The 16,389-nt window shown below is 69.0% G+C and carries 16 protein-coding genes; all 16 read left to right on the forward strand.

The window, feature by feature from the left end; genetic code table 11:
- The first annotated feature begins 65 nt into the window (after nt 1-65).
- The gene (locus tag IEZ03_RS28875) at nt 66-932 is read left to right on the forward strand and encodes an SCO4651 family lipoprotein (protein ID WP_184889197.1); all 867 of its coding nucleotides are present in this window, start codon (nt 66-68) and stop codon (nt 930-932) included.
- Between the two features lie 221 nt (nt 933-1,153).
- On the forward strand, nt 1,154-2,035 hold the full coding sequence (locus IEZ03_RS28880) for an SCO4651 family lipoprotein (RefSeq protein ID WP_184889195.1): 882 nt from the start codon (nt 1,154-1,156) through the stop codon (nt 2,033-2,035).
- Nucleotides 2,036-2,348: 313 nt separating this feature from the next.
- Nucleotides 2,349-2,921 carry a 50S ribosomal protein L10 gene (gene rplJ / locus IEZ03_RS28885; protein ID WP_184889193.1) on the forward strand — a complete coding sequence of 191 codons (573 nt, stop codon included), beginning with the start codon at nt 2,349-2,351 and terminating at the stop codon, nt 2,919-2,921.
- A 52-nt stretch (nt 2,922-2,973) separates the two neighbouring features.
- A complete protein-coding gene (gene rplL / locus IEZ03_RS28890) occupies nt 2,974-3,366 on the forward strand; it encodes a 50S ribosomal protein L7/L12 (protein ID WP_131978747.1) in 393 nt (130 codons plus the stop codon).
- 503 nt (nt 3,367-3,869) lie between these two features.
- Nucleotides 3,870-4,958 (forward strand): ABC transporter ATP-binding protein, encoded by a 1,089-nt coding sequence (locus tag IEZ03_RS28895; protein WP_184889191.1) that lies wholly within the window; start codon nt 3,870-3,872, stop codon nt 4,956-4,958.
- Nucleotides 4,958-5,809 carry an MlaE family ABC transporter permease gene (locus IEZ03_RS28900; RefSeq protein ID WP_131978753.1) on the forward strand — a complete coding sequence of 284 codons (852 nt, stop codon included), beginning with the start codon at nt 4,958-4,960 and terminating at the stop codon, nt 5,807-5,809. Before IEZ03_RS28895 ends, IEZ03_RS28900 begins: the two co-directional genes overlap by 1 nt.
- On the forward strand, nt 5,810-6,658 hold the full coding sequence (locus tag IEZ03_RS28905) for an MlaE family ABC transporter permease (RefSeq protein WP_184889189.1): 849 nt from the start codon (nt 5,810-5,812) through the stop codon (nt 6,656-6,658).
- Between the two features lie 103 nt (nt 6,659-6,761).
- Nucleotides 6,762-8,027, forward strand: coding sequence for an MCE family protein (locus IEZ03_RS28910; protein WP_229808647.1), 1,266 nt, complete (start codon nt 6,762-6,764; stop codon nt 8,025-8,027).
- Complete coding sequence (locus IEZ03_RS28915; RefSeq protein ID WP_184889185.1) at nt 8,024-9,055, forward strand: MCE family protein; 1,032 nt, start codon at nt 8,024-8,026, stop codon at nt 9,053-9,055. Before IEZ03_RS28910 ends, IEZ03_RS28915 begins: the two co-directional genes overlap by 4 nt.
- Nucleotides 9,056-10,147 (forward strand): MCE family protein, encoded by a 1,092-nt coding sequence (locus IEZ03_RS28920; RefSeq protein ID WP_184889183.1) that lies wholly within the window; start codon nt 9,056-9,058, stop codon nt 10,145-10,147. It abuts the gene before it with no gap.
- Between the two features lie 14 nt (nt 10,148-10,161).
- The gene (locus tag IEZ03_RS28925) at nt 10,162-11,454 is read left to right on the forward strand and encodes an MCE family protein (protein ID WP_229808648.1); all 1,293 of its coding nucleotides are present in this window, start codon (nt 10,162-10,164) and stop codon (nt 11,452-11,454) included.
- On the forward strand, nt 11,451-12,791 hold the full coding sequence (locus IEZ03_RS28930) for an MCE family protein (protein ID WP_184889179.1): 1,341 nt from the start codon (nt 11,451-11,453) through the stop codon (nt 12,789-12,791). The genes IEZ03_RS28925 and IEZ03_RS28930 overlap by 4 nt, the downstream gene beginning before the upstream one ends.
- Entirely contained in the window at nt 12,788-14,242 is a 1,455-nt protein-coding gene (locus IEZ03_RS28935; RefSeq protein ID WP_184889177.1) for an MCE family protein, read from the forward strand. The genes IEZ03_RS28930 and IEZ03_RS28935 overlap by 4 nt, the downstream gene beginning before the upstream one ends.
- Before the next feature lie 10 nt (nt 14,243-14,252).
- Nucleotides 14,253-14,741 carry an Rv1363c family protein gene (locus IEZ03_RS28940; protein WP_132043975.1) on the forward strand — a complete coding sequence of 163 codons (489 nt, stop codon included), beginning with the start codon at nt 14,253-14,255 and terminating at the stop codon, nt 14,739-14,741.
- Nucleotides 14,742-14,743: 2 nt separating this feature from the next.
- Complete coding sequence (locus tag IEZ03_RS28945; RefSeq protein WP_506269205.1) at nt 14,744-15,781, forward strand: Rv1363c family protein; 1,038 nt, start codon at nt 14,744-14,746, stop codon at nt 15,779-15,781.
- 422 nt (nt 15,782-16,203) lie between these two features.
- On the forward strand, nt 16,204-16,389 hold a 186-nt coding region (locus tag IEZ03_RS28950), incomplete at its 3' end, for a hypothetical protein (protein WP_189241245.1).

The raw sequence follows: 16,389 nt of genomic DNA on the forward strand, positions 1-16,389 counted from the left end.
GCAATTGGCTCTGGGGATTTCCGCATGGGCCGGGGCCAAAAGCAGTCCAAGGGAGAATCATCACGATGATCCGTCGTTTCGCCATCGGCGTCGCGCTGGCCACCGGCCTCGCCCTCTCGCTGTCCGGCTGTCTGGGGGATGCGGACGACAAGGTGGGCGAGGCCGGTGAGAAGCTGGAGCTCACCGCCGCGCAGGTGCTCGGGAAGGCCGCGGAGGAGACGGGGAAGGCCGACTCCTTCCAGGCCGACCTGGTCCTTGAGGTGAGCGGCTCGCCGGAGGGCGATATCTCGCAGAACGGCACGATGAAGTACCAGCGGAAGCCGGAATTGGCGACCAGCCTGCTGTTCGAGGAGATGTCGGTCGGCGGCCAGTCGATGTCGGGTGGCGAGCACCGCCTCGTCGGCCAGAACATCTACGTCAAGCTGCCCGTCCGCGCGGACGGCGGCGGAGTCCAGACGGCGAAGCCGTGGATCAAGATCTCGCTGGACGAGGCCGATAAGAAGACCGGCGTCGGCCTGGGGCCGCTGCTCCAGCAGACGCGCGAGATGGACCCGGTGCAGAACACCAGGCTGCTGACCGCGTCCAAGGACGTGAAGAAGGTCGGCGAGGAGACGGTGGGCGGGGTCAAGACGACCCGCTACACCGGCACCTACCGGATGGAGGACGCGCTCGCGCAGGTTCCGGTGAATCTGCGGGAGGCCCACCGCAAGAGCGCCGATGAGGCGGGCTTGACGGACATGCGGTTCGACCTCTGGGTCGACGACGAGCGGCTTCCCCGCAAGCTGGAGACGAAGGCCGACAGGACCACGGGCTCCATGCACATGACGATCACCTACCGCGACTACGGCAAGCCGGTGGACATCACCGAGCCGCCGGCCGACCAGATCACCGACATGGGCGCGATGCTCGGCGGTGGCCTGCCGGGCAGCTGACGGAGGAGAGCCCGGAGGGGACCGCGCCGCGATCGGGCGCGGTCCCCTCGCTCGCCGGCAGCCCGCCGATGGCCGGGTCGCCCCGGGAGAACCGACCGGCCGCCAACAAGATCGCGAAAACGGTGAACCCGGTGGTGCTCCGGTGCGTCTGATCCTTCAGGCGGCCCTGCCGTGCAACGGGTGTGAGCGGGCCGTGGAGCAGACCAAGGAGACCCCCCACGATGATCCGTCGTTTCGCCACGGGCGTCACGCTGGCCACCGGCCTCGCCCTCTCGCTGACCGGCTGCCTCGGCGGCGCCGGCGACAAGGTGGGTGAGGCCGGTGAGAACCTGAAGCTCTCGGCCGCCCAGGTGCTCGGCAAGGCAGCGGAGAAGACCGGCCAGCTCGACACCTTCAAGGCGAGCATGGCGATGCAGATGACCGGTGCCGCGGACGGCGACGTCTCGATGACCGGTGGGATGCAGTACCAGCTCAAGCCGGACCTCGCCTACAGCATGAACTTCGACAAGATGACGGTCGCCGGGCAGTCGATGCCGGGCATGGAGCAGCGGCTGGTGGGCCGGACCATCTACATGAAGATGCCGATGCTCAGCCAGCTCGGCGGCGGGTCCGCGAGCAAGCCGTGGCTGAAGATGTCGCTGGACGAGCTGGGCCGCAAGTCCGGCCTGAACGTCGACCAGCTGCTCCAGCAGTCGCGGCAGATGGACCCGGTCCAGAACACCAAGATGCTGACGGCGTCCAAGGACGCGCGCGAGGTCGGCAAGGAGACGGTGGACGGCGTCCAGACGACGCACTACACCGGTACCTACCGGCTTGAGGACGCGCTCGCGCAGCTGCCCGCGGACCAGCAGGAGGTGCTCCGCAAGGGCTACGCGCAGACCGGCATGGACAGCATGCAGTTCGACCTGTGGGTGGACGACCAGCAGCTCCCCCGCAAGATGACCATGAAGGGCCAGCAGACGGCCGACGGGGTCATGACCATGACCATCAAGTACCGCGACTTCGGCAAGCCGGTGAACATCGCCGCGCCGCCGGCGAACCAGGTCACCGACTTCAGCCAGATGCTGCAGGGGCTCGGTGGCGGCGGCCTGCCGGGCAGCTGACCAAGGCCGACACGGGGAGGGGACCGCGCCGCGACGGCGCGGTCCCCTCGCTGTGGGTAGCTCGTTTTGGAGAAGTGCAAGTCTGTCGGGTAACTTGGTTGCGCCGAAGACCGCCGGTCGTCACCTCATGCCGAGGTGACCGAAGGACCCGATTCGTCGGGCGGCCTGCGTAGGTGAGACGAGAGCTTCCGCATGGCCTCCGTGCCTTGCCTGGACGCCCCGTGCGCCTGCGCCGGGGCGTTTTTTGGTCGATCGGGCCCCGTCCCCGGGATGGGGAGGGTCGTGAACACCCAGGTAATCGGAAGGAGGCCGCATGGCCAGGGCCGATAAGGACGCGGCGATCGCCGAGCTCAAGGACGAGTTCCAGAGCTCCAGCGGCGCCGTGCTGACCGAGTACCGCGGGCTGACCGTCGCGCAGGTCAGGGAACTGCGCGGCAATCTCGGCGAGACCGCACGGTTTCGCGTGGTGAAGAACACGCTGACCAAGCGCGCGGCGGACGAGGCCGGTGTCGACGAGCAGTTCCGTGACCTGCTCGAGGGCCCGTCGGCCATCGCGTTCGTCCGGGGCGACGTGGTCGAGGCCGCCAAGGGCCTGCGTGACTTCGCCAAGGCCAACCCGCTGCTGGTGATCAAGGGCGGGTTCATCGACGGCAAGGCGATGAGCGCGGCGGAGGTCACCAAGCTCGCCGACCTCGAGTCGCGCGACGTGCTCCTCGCGAAGCTCGCCGGTGCGATGAAGGGCTCGCTGTCCAACGCGGCCGCGCTCTTCAACGCCCTGCCGACGCAGACGGCGCAGCTGGCCGAGGCGCTGCGCGCCAAGCGCGAGGCGGCGGGCGAGACCGCCGACGCGCCGGCCGCCGAGGCCGCCGAGGCGTCCGCCGAGTAGGCACCCGCGGTTACGTAATCCCCAGTATTCAAGCCATAGCGGAGGAAAGATCATGGCGAAGCTCAGCACCGACGACCTGCTCGACGCGTTCAAGGAGATGACCCTTCTCGAGCTCTCCGAGTTCGTGAAGCAGTTCGAGGAGGTCTTCGACGTCAAGGCCGCCGCGCCGGTCGCGGCCGTGGCCGCCCCCGCGGGCGGGGCGGGCGCCCCGGCCGCCGAGGAGGCCGCCGCGCAGGACGAGTTCGACGTCATCCTCGAGGGTGCCGGCGACAAGAAGATCCAGGTCATCAAGGAGGTTCGCGCGCTGACGAGCCTCGGCCTGAAGGAGGCCAAGGACCTGGTCGACGGCGCGCCGAAGCCGCTGCTCGAGAAGGTCAACAAGGAGGCCGCCGACAAGGCCAAGGAGGCCCTGGAGAAGGCCGGCGCGACGGTCACCGTCAAGTAAGGCGTTCCAGAGCCCGGGGCCGGTACGGCTCCGTCCGCTCCTCGGGAGGCGGTCGTCCCACCACGGGTGGGGCGGCCGCCTCTTTTCGTTGTACCGGAGTGATAAACGCATGCCCGAAAGCGTGCGCCCGGGCGGGTTGTGCGCTTATCGGCGCGCGGCGTACCGTCCCCTCTGACGCTGTGGCCACACGAGGGCCGCGGTGTCCCGGCGGACGGACGAAGCCGTTCTTCCCCGGCCGAACACCCCGACCCCGCTTGAGGCTCCGGTTCTTGGACCACTAGTCTCATAGACGCCGTAAGTAACGATTGTCTTACGACGTCGCATTTGGCCGCTGATCTGGAGTGGAACCCCTTCCATTTGGACGGAGTCCCGCTACGGTAGTGGCACCCGTCACGGCTACTGGACGGTAGCAAGAGGGCGGTCACGCGGTGTGACGACAAAGAGCCTAGAGCTACTCGCTCATTGGTTCGGGATTCCCCCCCGGCCTGGACGAAAGGTGACGAGTGGGCGTCGAGATCAGAGTCGAGGGCCTGACCAAGTCCTTCGGCCGTCAGACCATCTGGCAGGACGTGTCGCTGACGCTGCCCGCGGGAGAGATCTCCGTTCTCCTGGGCCCCTCCGGCACCGGTAAGTCGGTCTTCCTCAAGTCACTGGTCGGGCTGCTCAAGCCGGACCGCGGGCACATCTGGGTCGGCGACCGGGACCTCCCCTACCTCCCCGAGGCGCAGCTCTACGAGACCCGCAAGCTGTTCGGCGTGCTGTTCCAGGACGGCGCCCTCTTCGGGTCGATGAACATCTACGACAACGTGGCCTTCCCGCTCCGCGAGCACACGAAGAAGTCGGAGTCCGAGGTCAAGCGGATCGTCATGGAGAAGCTCGAGCTCGTCGGGCTCCTCGGTGCCGAGAAGAAGCTCCCCGGGGAGATCTCCGGCGGGATGAAGAAGCGCGCCGGCCTCGCCCGCGCCCTCGTCCTGAACCCCGAGATCCTGCTGGTGGACGAGCCCGACTCCGGCCTCGACCCCGTCCGCACGTCCTACCTGAACCAGACGATCGTCGACCTGAACGCCGAGATAGGCGCGACGTTCCTCATCGTCACCCACGACATCAACACCGCCCGGACCGTTCCGGACAACATCGGCCTGCTGTTCCGCCGCGAGCTGGTGATGTTCGGCCCGCGCGAGATGCTGCTGTCCAGCGAGGAGCCGGTCGTCCGGCAGTTCCTCAACGCGCGCAAGATCGGCCCGATCGGCATGTCGGAGGAGAAGGACGTCTCCGAGCTGGAGGCCGAGGCCAAGCAGGGCCACGACCCGGGCAAGCTGCCGCCGATCCCGCCGCAGCTGATGACCAGCGACGGCCGGATCCGCCCGGGGCAGCACGCCCCCGGCGCCTGGTGCGCCGCGCACGGCGTCACCCCGCCGCCCGGATCCTTCGTGGACGACCTGGGCCGCAACTGGGTGGAGGAGTGGCCGCGGTACGTGGCGTCGATGGCGCCCGCCGGCGGTCCGCCGCCCGGCGCGCACCCCGGCGGTGCGCCCGGCCACTTCCCGGGCAACCCGCCGCCCGGACAGCAAGGGGCGGGTGCAGGGTACTGATGTCCACTCCTGGTATCGGCGCGGACCAGCGAGGGGATGGCAAGGGCGGCGGGTCGTCCACGACGTTCCGCAAGATCGGGGACGGCGCCGCCAACATCGCGATCCGGGAGCCGGGCCGCTTCTTCGCCCTGTGCCTGGACACCGGCCGCGCGATGTTCAAGTGGCCGTTCCAGTGGCGCGAGTTCATCCAGCAGGCATGGTTCATCGTCAGCGTCACGGTGGTCCCCACCATGCTGGTCGCCATCCCGTTCGGCGGCATCCTGTCGCTGCAGGTCGGCGGGCTCATCCGGCAGCTCGGCGCGCAGTCCTACACCGGTGCGACCGCGGTCGTCGCGATCGTCCGGGAGGCCAGCCCGCTGGTGACCTCGCTGCTGGTGGCGGGCGCCGCCGGCTCGGCGATCTGCGCCGACCTCGGCTCCCGCAAGATCCGCGAGGAGATCGACGCGATGGAGGTGCTGGGGATCAACCCCCTGCACCGCCTCGTGGTGCCGCGGATGCTCGCCTGCGCGTTCGTCGCGCTGTTCCTGAACGGGCTGGTCTCCGTCGTCGGTCTCATGGGCGGCTACTTCTTCAACGTCATGCTGCAGGACGGCACGCCCGGCGCCTACCTGGCGTCGTTCAACGCCATCGCGCAGCTGCCCGACCTGCTGCAGGCCGAGTTCAAGGCGTTCGTGTTCGGCATCACCGCCGGCCTCGTCGCGGCGTACAAGGGGTTGAACGCGAAGGGCGGCCCGAAGGGGGTCGGTGACGCGGTCAATCAGACCGTGGTCATCACCTTCATGCTGCTCTTCCTGGAGAACTTCCTGATCTCCGCGCTGTACTTCCAGTTCGTGCCGTCGAAGGGCATGTAAATGGCGGCTCCAGGAAAGACGGGGAAGGCCGTCGGCAAGGCGGTGAACGCGCCTTTGCAGCGGCTGGACGACTTCGGCCACCAGATGTCGTTCTACGCCCGCGCGTTCGCGTGGACGTTCCGGGTGCTGCGCCGCTACCGCACGGAGGTGCTGCGGCTGCTGGCCGAGGTGAGCCTCGGCACCGGCGGCCTCGCGGTGATCGGCGGCTCGGTGGTGATCGTCGGATTCATGACGTTCTTCACCGGCAGCCAGGTCGGCCTGCAGGGCTACGAGTCGCTGAACCAGATCGGCACGGCGGCGTTCACCGGCTTCATCGCGTCCTACTTCAACACCCGCGAGATCGCCCCGCTGGTGTCGGCGCTGGCGCTGTCGGCGACGGTCGGCTGCGGGTTCACCGCCCAGCTCGGCGCGATGCGGATCTCCGACGAGATCGACGCGCTGGAGGTCATGGCGGTCCCGTCGATGCCGTTCCTCGTCACGACCCGGATGCTGGCCGGGATGATCGCGGTCATCCCGCTGTACATCGTGGGCCTGCTGGCCTCGTACGGCGCGACGCGGCTGATCGTGACGGTTTTCTACGGCCAGTCGACCGGCACCTACGACCACTATTTCCATTTGTTCCTACCACCGAACGACATCTTGTGGTCGTTCGGAAAAGTGATCATATTCTCGGTGCTGGTCATGCTGATCCACTGCTACTACGGCTACCACGCGAGCGGCGGCCCGGCGGGCGTCGGCGTCGCGGTGGGCCGCGCGGTGCGCACCAGCATCGTCGTCATCAACGTGGTGGACCTGCTCCTCGGCATGGCGATCTGGGGCACTGATACGACCGTTCGGATCGCGGGGTGACTGGGATGAGCGGAGCGAACCGGGGGGCGTGGGGGGTCGCCCCCCCACAGAGGGCGGCGGAATCATGACGGAACGTATCCGGTTTCGGTTGCTCGGGATCTCCATGTTGCTGGTGATCGTCCTGTTGCTGGCGCTCACCGTGGCGCTGTTCAACAAGGCGTTCACTCCCGTGACCGAGGTGACGGTGCGGACGGAGCGCGCCGGGCTGCAGCTGCTGCCGCACTCGGACGTGAAGGTGCGGGGCCTGATCGTCGGGGAGGTGCGCGACACCGACGCGACGGCGCAGGGCGCGACGCTGCACCTGGCGCTCGACCCAGACAAGGCGAAGCTGATCCCGGGCAACGTCCAGGCGCGGCTGCTGCCGAAGACGCTGTTCGGCGAGAAGTACGTGGAACTGCACATCCCGGAGCAGCCGGGCGCGCTGGGGCTGGCCGAGGGGGCCGTGATCCAGCAGGACCGGTCCCGCACCGCCGTCGAGATCGACAAGGTGCTGAACGACCTGCTGCCGCTGCTGCAGGCGGTGAAGCCGGCGGAGCTGAACGCGACGCTGAACGCCCTCGCCACGGCACTGCAGGGCCGCGGCGACCAGATCGGGCAGAACCTGGAGCAGGCGGACGCGCTGCTGAAGAAGATCAACCCGGAGCTCGGGACGCTCGTCCACGACCTGCACGGCCTGGCGGACGTGTCCGACATCTACCACGCCGCCGCGCCGGATCTGCTGCAGACGCTCCGGAACCTCAACGTGACCAGCAAGACGATCACCGACAAGACGGCGACGATCGAGCGGCTGATCCCGGCGACGACCGCGCTGGCGCAGGACGGCGACGTGTTCATGCGCAACAACGGACCGAAGATCGTCGGGTTCAACATCGCGAACCGGGACGTGCTCAGCCTCGTCGCCCGGTACTCGCCGTCGATGCCGTGCGTGCTGGCGGGCCTCATGAAGATCAAGCCGGAGGCCGAGCGGGTGGCCGGCGGGAACGGGTCCAAGACCTTCAACCTGACGATCGAGATCGTCAAGCCGCGGCCGGGCTACAAGAACCCGCTGGAGCTGCCCGAGGTGAAGGACCAGCGGAACCCGCGCTGCTACAACCTGCCGAACCCGCGGGTCCCGTTCCCGGACTTCCTGGCGCTGGACGGCACCGAGGACAACCTGTGGTGGAAGGACCCCGACCCGGCGAACGCGCCCGCGGGCGGCCGCGGCCGGGCGGTGTCGAACATCTTCGTCGACCCGGGGTCGATGAGCGAGAAGGACAAGATCAAGAGCATTGTCGGGCCGCTGACGCAGACCCCCGCCCAGGAGGTCTCCGACGTCTCGTCCCTGCTGTTCGGGCCGCTGCTGCAGGGATCGGTGGTGACGGTCAAGTGAAGACGACGAGTGCGGCGATCAAGCTGCTGACCTTCGTGGTCGTCACGGCGGTGGCGACCGGCGTGCTGGCGATGACGATCTCCAACATGCGGTTCGGGCCGTCCAAGACCTACAAGGCGATCTTCTCGGACGTGACCGGGCTGCTGAAGAACGACGACGTCCGCGTCGCCGGGGTCCGGGTCGGCCAGATCGAGGAGATCAAGCTCTACAAGGGCCACCAGGCCGAGGTGACGTTCAGCGTCCAGGAGAACGGCGCGTTCCGGGCGGGGCTGCCGTCGTCCACGCAGGCGCACATCCGCTACCGCAACCTGATGGGCCAGCGGTACCTCGCGCTGGCCGACGGGGAGGGCCAGGCCAACGAGTACCTGGACCCGGGCGACACGATCCCGATCTCGCAGACGCAGCCGGCGCTGGACCTGACGACGCTGTTCAACGGCTTCCGGCCGCTGTTCCGGGCCCTGGAGCCCAAGGACGTCAACACGCTGGCGATGCAGATCATCACGGTGCTGCAGGGCGAGGGCGGGACGATCAACAGCCTGCTCGCGCACGTCGCGTCGCTGACCAGCACGCTCGCCGACCGGGACAAGGTCATCGGCCGGGTGATCGACAACCTGAACACCGTCCTCGGCACCATCGACGAGCGGCACGACGAGGTCAACAAGCTGATCCTCGACCTGCGCGGGTTCGTCAGCGGCGTCTCCGACGACCGCGAGGCGATCTTCGACTCGGTGGCCGCGCTCAACGACCTGACCGGCACCACGCAGGACCTGCTCGCCGACGCGCGGCCCGGCATCCGGAACGACATCGCGGGGCTGCGCAAGCTCACCGGGACGTTCGACGCGAACCGCAAGGACATCGACGAGGGCCTGCAGCGGACGCCGAACCGGCTGGAGAAGCTGCTGAACATCTCCTCCTACGGCTCCTGGTTCAACATGTACATCTGCGGCCTCGACGCGCGGGTGCGGCTGCCTGGCGGACCGGTCTACCAGACGCCGGCGATCGTGAACGAGAACGCGAGGTGCAAGTAGATGAGGGTCTCGTTCCGCGAGCGCAACCCGTTCCCCATCGGCCTCATCGGGTTCGCCGTCATCATCGTGCTGGTCGTCCTCGCGATGAACCTGCAGAACATCCCGCTCATCGCCGGCGGCACCACCCGTACCGCCCAGTTCAAGGAGGCGGCGGGGCTGGAGCCCGACGAGGAGGTCCGCATCGCGGGCGTCAAGGTCGGCGAGGTCAAGGCCCTGGACCTGGACGGAGACCACGTCAAGGTCACCTTCCGGGTCGACGACGGGGTGAGGCTCGGTGACCGCACCGAGGCCAGCATCAAGATCAAGACGGTCCTCGGCGCGCACTACCTGGAGCTGATCCCGCGCGGGAAGGGCGAGCTCGGCCGCACGATCCCGGTCGAGCGGACGCACGTCCCGTTCGAGGTCGTCCCGGCGATCAGCGAGCTGAGCCAGCGGGTCGGCGCGATCGACGTCGAGCAGGTCGCCAAGTCGTTCGAGGTGCTGTCGCAGACGTTCGAGAACTCCCCCGAGGAGGTCCGGGCGTCGCTGCAGGGCCTGCGGCGGCTGTCGAACACGATCGCGTCCCGCGACGAGGAGCTGCACGAGCTGACCGGCAAGGCCAAGGACGTCTCGCAGCTGCTCGCGGACCGCAACCAGGACTTCGCCGAGCTGGTCCAGGACGGCGACAAGGTGCTGCAGGCGGTGCAGGCCCGCCGCGCGGTGATCCACCAGCTGCTGATCCGCACCGTGACCCTGTCCCAGCAGGTGAACGCGCTGATCAACGAGAACGAGAAGCAGCTCAGGCCGATGCTGGACAACCTGGCGCGGGTCAACCGGGTGCTGCTGAAGAACCAGGACAACCTGGACCGGATCCTCCAGCTGTTCGCGCCCTTCGCCCGCCAGTTCGCCGACGTGACCGGCACCGGCCGCTGGTTCGACTCGTGGATCCAGAACCTCCTGCCGATCCCCGCCTCGATCGGGGACGGCCCAGGCGGCGGCGGGGGCGGGGGCAGCACCCACCAGCAGGGCGGCCGTACCGGCAACGGCAACGGCTCTTCCGGCAATGGCCAGACCGGCGTCACGGGCGACAACCCGTTGCCCTTCCTCCCGTGAGCAGGCAGGTTTCCGTGCGCAATTCAGGGACCATCCTCCGACTCGGCGGCGCGATCCTCGCCGTCGCGGTGCTGGCCGCCGTGCTCCTGCTGGTGCTCCAGAAGCCGGAGCAGCGCCGGATGACGGCGTACTTCACCAAGACGGTCGGCCTCTATCCGGGCGCCGACGTCCGCATCCTCGGCATCCGCGTCGGGGAGGTCACGAGCGTCGACCCCGTCGGCGACTCGGTGAAGGTCGAGCTGAAGTACGACGCCAAGTACAAGGTGCCTGCCGACGCGCAGGCGGTCATCATCAACCAGACGCTCGTCGCCGACCGGTACATCCAGCTGACGCCGGTGTACAAGGGCGGCGCGGTCCTGGCGGACGGTGCGACGCTGACCACCAGCCGCACCGCCGTCCCGGTGGAGATCGACGACATCGGCGGCAGCCTGAACGACCTCACCAAGGCCCTCGGCCCGGAGGGCGCCAATGCGCCGGGCGAGGACGGCACCGGGGCCCTGTCGGAGCTGCTGCGGGTCGGCGCCTCGAACCTGGAGGGGCAGGGCGACGACATCCGGCAGACGATCGCGGACACCTCCAAGGCGCTCAGCACCCTGAGCACCGACCGCGGTGACATCGCCGAGACGATCCGGAACCTGCGCGTCATCACCGACGCGATGAAGGCCAACGACCAGCAGATCAAGTCGTTCGGCGGGCACCTCAACGAGGTGTCGGCGCAGCTGGCGGGGGAGAAGGAGGAGCTGAGCGCGGCCCTCAACACCCTCGCGCCGACGCTGCGCAACGTCCAGCGGTTCGTGAAGGACAACCGCAGCGAGCTGGCCGCGAGCGTCCGGCAGCTCGCGCAGATCACCGGCGTGCTGGTGAAGGAGCGGGACGCCCTCGCCGAGGTCCTGCAGGCCGGCCCGCTCGCCATCAACAACCTGGCCCGCGCGTACGACCCGATCAGCGGCACGATCCACACCCGCAACAACTTCCGCCAGTTCCACGACCTGGCCGACTGGGTCTGCTCGCTGGCGTACTCGGTGGGGACGCCCGCCAAGGAGTGCCTCGACTTCGTCGAGCCGTACAACGGCATCGGCAAGGCGCTGACGGGCCTGCACCTGGACCTGTCCTGGATCACCGCGCTGACCACGCACTACGACCCGGTCCCGATCCCGCCGGACGCCTACGGGCCGCAGGGCCCGCCCAAGTCCGCCAAGGCGAGCAACCGGTCGAACGGCGGGTCGAACACCGGCGCCGGGACCGGCGCCGCGGCGCAGGGCGTGCCCGGGGACATCACCGCGCTGCTGCCTGGAGGTGGCCGATGAGCACGACACGGCGGGTGCGCCGGGCGGGACGCCTCGCGGGCGGCCGCGCACGGCTGTTCGGCGTCGTCGCCCTCGCGGGCGTGACGGCCCTGACGGGCTGCACGTTCGACGGCGTGTCGTCGCTGCCGCTGCCCGGCGGCCCCGACCTCGGGTCGGACCCGACGACCGTGAAGATCGAGTTCGTGAACGTGCTGGACCTCGTCCCGCAGTCCGCGGTCAAGGTCAACGACGTCTCCGTCGGGCAGGTCGAGAAGATCGAGCTGGCCGGCGACTCGCGGTCCGACCGCGGCTGGTACGCCGTCGTCACCGTCAAGGTCCGCAAGGACGTCGAGCTGCCCGACAACGCCGTCGCGACGATCGGCCAGACGAGCCTCCTCGGCGAGAAGTTCGTGCAGCTCGACCCGCCGGCGAACGAGCCGCCGAGCGGGCAGCTCGGCAACAACGACATCATCCCGCTGGCCCGCACGACCCGCGGCACCGAGATCGAAGAGGTGCTGTCGGCGATGTCGCTGCTGCTGAACGGCGGCGGCCTGGAGCAGGTCTCCACGATCAGCCGCGAACTGCAGGCCGCGATGGGCGGCCGCGAGGCGACGATCAAATCGGTGCTGCACCGGCTCAACACCTTCACCGGGACGCTCGACCGCAACCGGCACGCGATCACCCGCGCGCTGGACAGCATCGACCGGCTCAGCGGGAAGCTGGCGGACGAGCGCGAGACGATCCGGAACACCATCGACCAGACGGGCCCGGCGATCGCCGTCCTGGACCGCAACCGCGCCGACCTCACCAAGATGCTGGTCGCGCTGGACAAGCTCAGCCGCACCACCACCAACGTGATCAACCAGTCCAAGGCCGACCTGCTCGCCAACCTGCAGGACCTCGACAAGATCCTGCGGAACCTCAACAAGGCCGGCTCGGACCTGCCGAAGTCGCTGGAGACGCTGATCACCTTCCCGTTCCCGGCGACGTTCGAGAACGTCGTCGAGGGCGACTACGGCAACGTCCACCTGCGCGTCGACCTCGACTTCGAGTCCCTAGCGCAGAACCTGTTCGGCGGCACCGACCTGGAGAAGACGCTCGGCAGCGGCCACCAGATGCGCAACATGCTCCAGGTCCCGAACGTGACCCTGCCCGACACGCCGCTGGGCGTGCTGCCCCAGTCGCCGGGCGGCGGCTCCGGCGGACTGCCCGGCCTGCCGGGGAACGGCGACCGGCCCGGCTCGGACCAGCCCGGTTCGAGCCGGCCCCGCTCGAACCAGCAGGGCCGTCCCGGCGCACTCGGCCCGGGATCCGGTGACAGCGGTCTGCGGACCCTGATGACGGGGAGCCTCTCGTGATCCTCAGCCGCGGAATCATCCTCCAGCTGATCGCCTTCGCGGTGATCACCGTCGTCGGCGTGGCGGTCGTGTCGGTGAACTACATCGGGGTCGGCCGCGGCCTCCTCGGCCGCGAGTACGTCGCCTACGTCGACCTCACCGACTCCGGCGGCGTGTTCAGCAACGCCGAGGTCACCTACCGGGGCGTCCCGGTCGGGCGGGTCGGGCCGATCGAGCTGACCGAGACCGGGATCCGGGTCAAGCTGGAGCTCCGGCGCGGCGAGCGGATCCCGCGCGAGGGCACGAAGGCGATCGTGGCGAACCGGTCCGCGGTCGGCGAGCAGTACATCGACCTGGTCCCCGCCCGGAAGAGCGGGCCCTACCTCGACGAGGGCGACCCGTACACGATCCCGCGCGACCGCACCACGCTGCCGGTGTCCACCGCCGAGCTGCTGCGCAACGTCGACGCGCTGGTCGGCTCGGTCAACACCAAGGACCTCGGCGTCATCGTGGACGAGCTGAACAAGGCGTTCTCCGGCTCCGCCGAGGACCTCCAGTCCCTCCTCGACGACACCGACCGCATCCTGGAGACCGCCGACCAGTCCTACCCCGACACCAAGCGGCTCCTGGACAACAGCGTCACCGTCCTGGACACCCAGCGCGGGCAGGCCGCCAACATCCGGGGCTTCGCGCGGAACCTGAACGAGCTGACCACGTCCCTCCGCAACGACGACCCGGCGCTGCGCCGGACCATCGACAGCGTGCCGGGCGCGGTGGACGAGACGCACAAGGCCGTCCACCAGCTCGCGCCGACGCTGCCCGTGCTCCTGGCGAACCTCACCACCACCGGCCAGGTCATCTCCTCGCGCAAGGCGGGCCTGCGGTCGCTGTTCATCCTCTACCCGGTGAGCGTCGCGGGCGCCTTCACCGTCACGCCCGGCGACGGAACCCAGCACATGGGCCTCGCGCTGAACATCGACTCGCCGCCCCCGTGCACCGAGGGCTACGAGCAGGTGAAGCGGCGCTGGCCGCAGCACACGGGCAAGAAGAAGCCCCGCCTGGACGCCGGCTGCAAGGCGCCGAAGGACGCGCCCACCGCCGTCCGCGGCCCCCGCAACTTCCCGGCCGACGCCATCGCGCCGTACCCGCAGGTCCCGCCGGGCGCCACCGCCGGCGCGGGCTTCCCCGAGGGCGGCGCCTACGCCAAGGACGGCGACGGCGGCGGCAAGGCGCAGGCCAAGGGCGGGGACGCCGAGGCGAAGGCCGCGGCCGCCCCCTCCGCCCAGCTGGCGAACGGCAACCTCTACCTCTCGTATCCGGCCGGCTCAGTGGAATTCGCTGGATACGATCCAACGACCGGTGCCGTCTACGGGCCCGACGGCAAGCGGTACGCCATGCAGCGCACCGCCGGTACTCGTGAGTTGGGAGATTCTTCGTGGAAGTGGCTCATGCTCGGACCCCTGAGCCAGTGAGGCGGGTCCGATGAGGCGCCGCTGGCCCCAGATCACCACGATCGTCCTGGGCGTGCTCGTCGTCGCGCTGGTCGTCGCCACCGGCGTGCTCGGCGCGCGCACCTGGCAGGGCAAGAACGACGCCGACGAGCGCGCAAAGGCGACGCAGGCGGCGCGGCAGATGGGCGTCAACCTGATGTCGCTCAACTACGAGACCGCCCAGAAGGACCTCGACCGGATCGTCGCCGGCACCACCGGCGAGCTGAAGAACAAGCTCAGCACCCAGTCGAAGCAGCTCCTGGACCAGCTCAGCAAGACCCAGGCCAAGTCGAGCGTCGACCAGGTCGAGGCCGGCGTCGTCTCCATCGACGACGACTCCGCCGAAGTGATGGTGTCCCTCAACGGGACGGTCACCAACCCCAAGGTGAAGGACGGCGCGGCACGCGCCTACAGGTACCTGATGGATCTCACCCGGGTCGATGACCGGTGGCTCGTGTCCGAACTGGAGGTGGTCCCGTGACCATGCTCGGCCGGGGCAAGCGCTCCGCACGGAAGAACGAGAACGCCGCGGACGACAAGGCGCGCAAGGCCGAGGAGGCCGCCGAGGCCGCCCGCCTCGCCGAGGAGGCCGCCGCCAAGGCGAGGGAGGCGGCCCGGCTGGCCCAGGAGGCCGCGGACGCCGCCGCCGAGGACGAGCCCGAGCCGAAGAAGGCCGTCAAAACGTCTGAGAAGCCTCGTCGCGCCAAAAAGGCCCCGGAAGCCTCTGGGGCCCCGGACGACGATGCCGACACGGCAGAGGAGACCTCAGAGCCCGCACGGGCATCTGTGGCCGACGAGGACGCTCCCGAAGCCGACGAGGACGTCCTCGCTGAGGAGTCCTCCGTCGAACTGGACGCCGACGAGGCCGACGCCGAAGAAGACGAAGACGACGCCGAAGAAGAGGCCGTCGAAGCCGAGAAGCCGAAGAAGCCCGCCAAGACGGCCAAGCCGATCAAGCTGAAGAAGCCGGCCGCCGCCGAGGCGGACGACGACGAAGAAGAAGACGACGAAGACGGGGGCGCCCGCGGCGGCGCCACCCGCTCCGGGTACACGGTCATCGCCGTCCTGGCCGTCCTCGTCATCGCCTTCGGCACCGCGGCCACGATGCTGTACCTCAAGGACCGCGAGCAGAACGCCGTCGAGGCCGCCGGCCGGGAGGGCGCGTGGGCAGCGTCCAAGGCCGCCAAGGCGCTGTCGTCCTACGACTTCCGGACCATCGACGCCGACATGAAGACGGCCGCCGACATGACCACCGGGAAGCTGCGCAGCGACTACGAGAAGGAGATGCCGTCCTTCAAGGCGAACGCGACCCAGCAGCAGCTCGTCGGAACCACGACGGTGCTCAAGGCGGGCGTCGTCAGCGCCACCCCCGACAAGGTCGTCGTCCTCGTCTACGCCAACCGCACGTCGGCCACCAAGGACGACGAGACACAGCGCCTCCCCGAGGCGCTGCGCCTGAAGATGACGATGGTCGAGACCGGCGGCAAGTGGCTGGCCCAGGACGTCGACGTGATCTCCTGACCCGTCCCGGTCACCGGTCCGCGATCGCCGAGGCGTTCGCCGGACGACCTGGGAACACCGTGCGGCCGTCCCCTCCGGGGGCGGCCGTTCGCCGCTTCCCGGGGCCCTGCCGGCCCACCCGCGCCCAAGCCTTAAACTATGGCCTTCCTCACTGCAGGTCAGGGGCTGAAAAGTCCAAGTCCGCTCTTGACTGAGAGGCGTTGAGGAGCGATGCTCCATGGCAACGTGATGCATACTGCGGCGCTAGAGTTGCGAGCGGTGTACCAGTCGGCTACACTGCCCCTTTGCGCTGCCCTCTGACTATCCGCTGCTGAGAGCATCCCTGCCGTGGTCCCTTTTGGACCCCTTTGTGCAGGTCTCGGTGGTGGATCGTCTGGCGTGCGTGTCACCAGTTACGCCGCGAGCCCTCGGAAGGACCACTCTTGGCAGCCTCGCGCAACGCCTCGAATACCGCAACCGGTCCGAACCGCGTCTCCTTCGCGCGCATCAAGGAGCCGCTCGAAGTCCCGGACCTCCTTGCTCTGCAGACCAACTCCTTTGACTGGCTGCTGGGCAACGAGAGGTGGAAGGCCCGGGTCGAGGCGGCCCAGAAGGCCGGAAGTAAGAGC

Source organism: Actinomadura livida (assembly GCF_014648675.1).
GTDB classification, from domain to species: Bacteria; Actinomycetota; Actinomycetes; order Streptosporangiales; family Streptosporangiaceae; genus Spirillospora; species Spirillospora livida.

Excerpts from the sequence above, each read along its gene's own strand:
- IEZ03_RS28945 (WP_506269205.1), top strand. The coding sequence starts at position 14,744 with ATGCTCGGCCGGGGCAAGCGCTCCGCACGGAAGAACGAGAACGCCGCG.
- rplL (WP_131978747.1), top strand. The coding sequence starts at position 2,974 with ATGGCGAAGCTCAGCACCGACGACCTGCTCGACGCGTTCAAGGAGATG.
- IEZ03_RS28905 (WP_184889189.1), top strand. The coding sequence starts at position 5,810 with ATGGCGGCTCCAGGAAAGACGGGGAAGGCCGTCGGCAAGGCGGTGAAC.
- IEZ03_RS28875 (WP_184889197.1), top strand. The coding sequence starts at position 66 with ATGATCCGTCGTTTCGCCATCGGCGTCGCGCTGGCCACCGGCCTCGCC.
- IEZ03_RS28940 (WP_132043975.1), top strand. The coding sequence starts at position 14,253 with ATGAGGCGCCGCTGGCCCCAGATCACCACGATCGTCCTGGGCGTGCTC.
- IEZ03_RS28920 (WP_184889183.1), top strand. The coding sequence starts at position 9,056 with ATGAGGGTCTCGTTCCGCGAGCGCAACCCGTTCCCCATCGGCCTCATC.
- IEZ03_RS28910 (WP_229808647.1), top strand. The coding sequence starts at position 6,762 with ATGTTGCTGGTGATCGTCCTGTTGCTGGCGCTCACCGTGGCGCTGTTC.
- IEZ03_RS28880 (WP_184889195.1), top strand. The coding sequence starts at position 1,154 with ATGATCCGTCGTTTCGCCACGGGCGTCACGCTGGCCACCGGCCTCGCC.
- rplJ (WP_184889193.1), top strand. The coding sequence starts at position 2,349 with ATGGCCAGGGCCGATAAGGACGCGGCGATCGCCGAGCTCAAGGACGAG.
- IEZ03_RS28930 (WP_184889179.1), top strand. The coding sequence starts at position 11,451 with ATGAGCACGACACGGCGGGTGCGCCGGGCGGGACGCCTCGCGGGCGGC.
- IEZ03_RS28900 (WP_131978753.1), top strand. The coding sequence starts at position 4,958 with ATGTCCACTCCTGGTATCGGCGCGGACCAGCGAGGGGATGGCAAGGGC.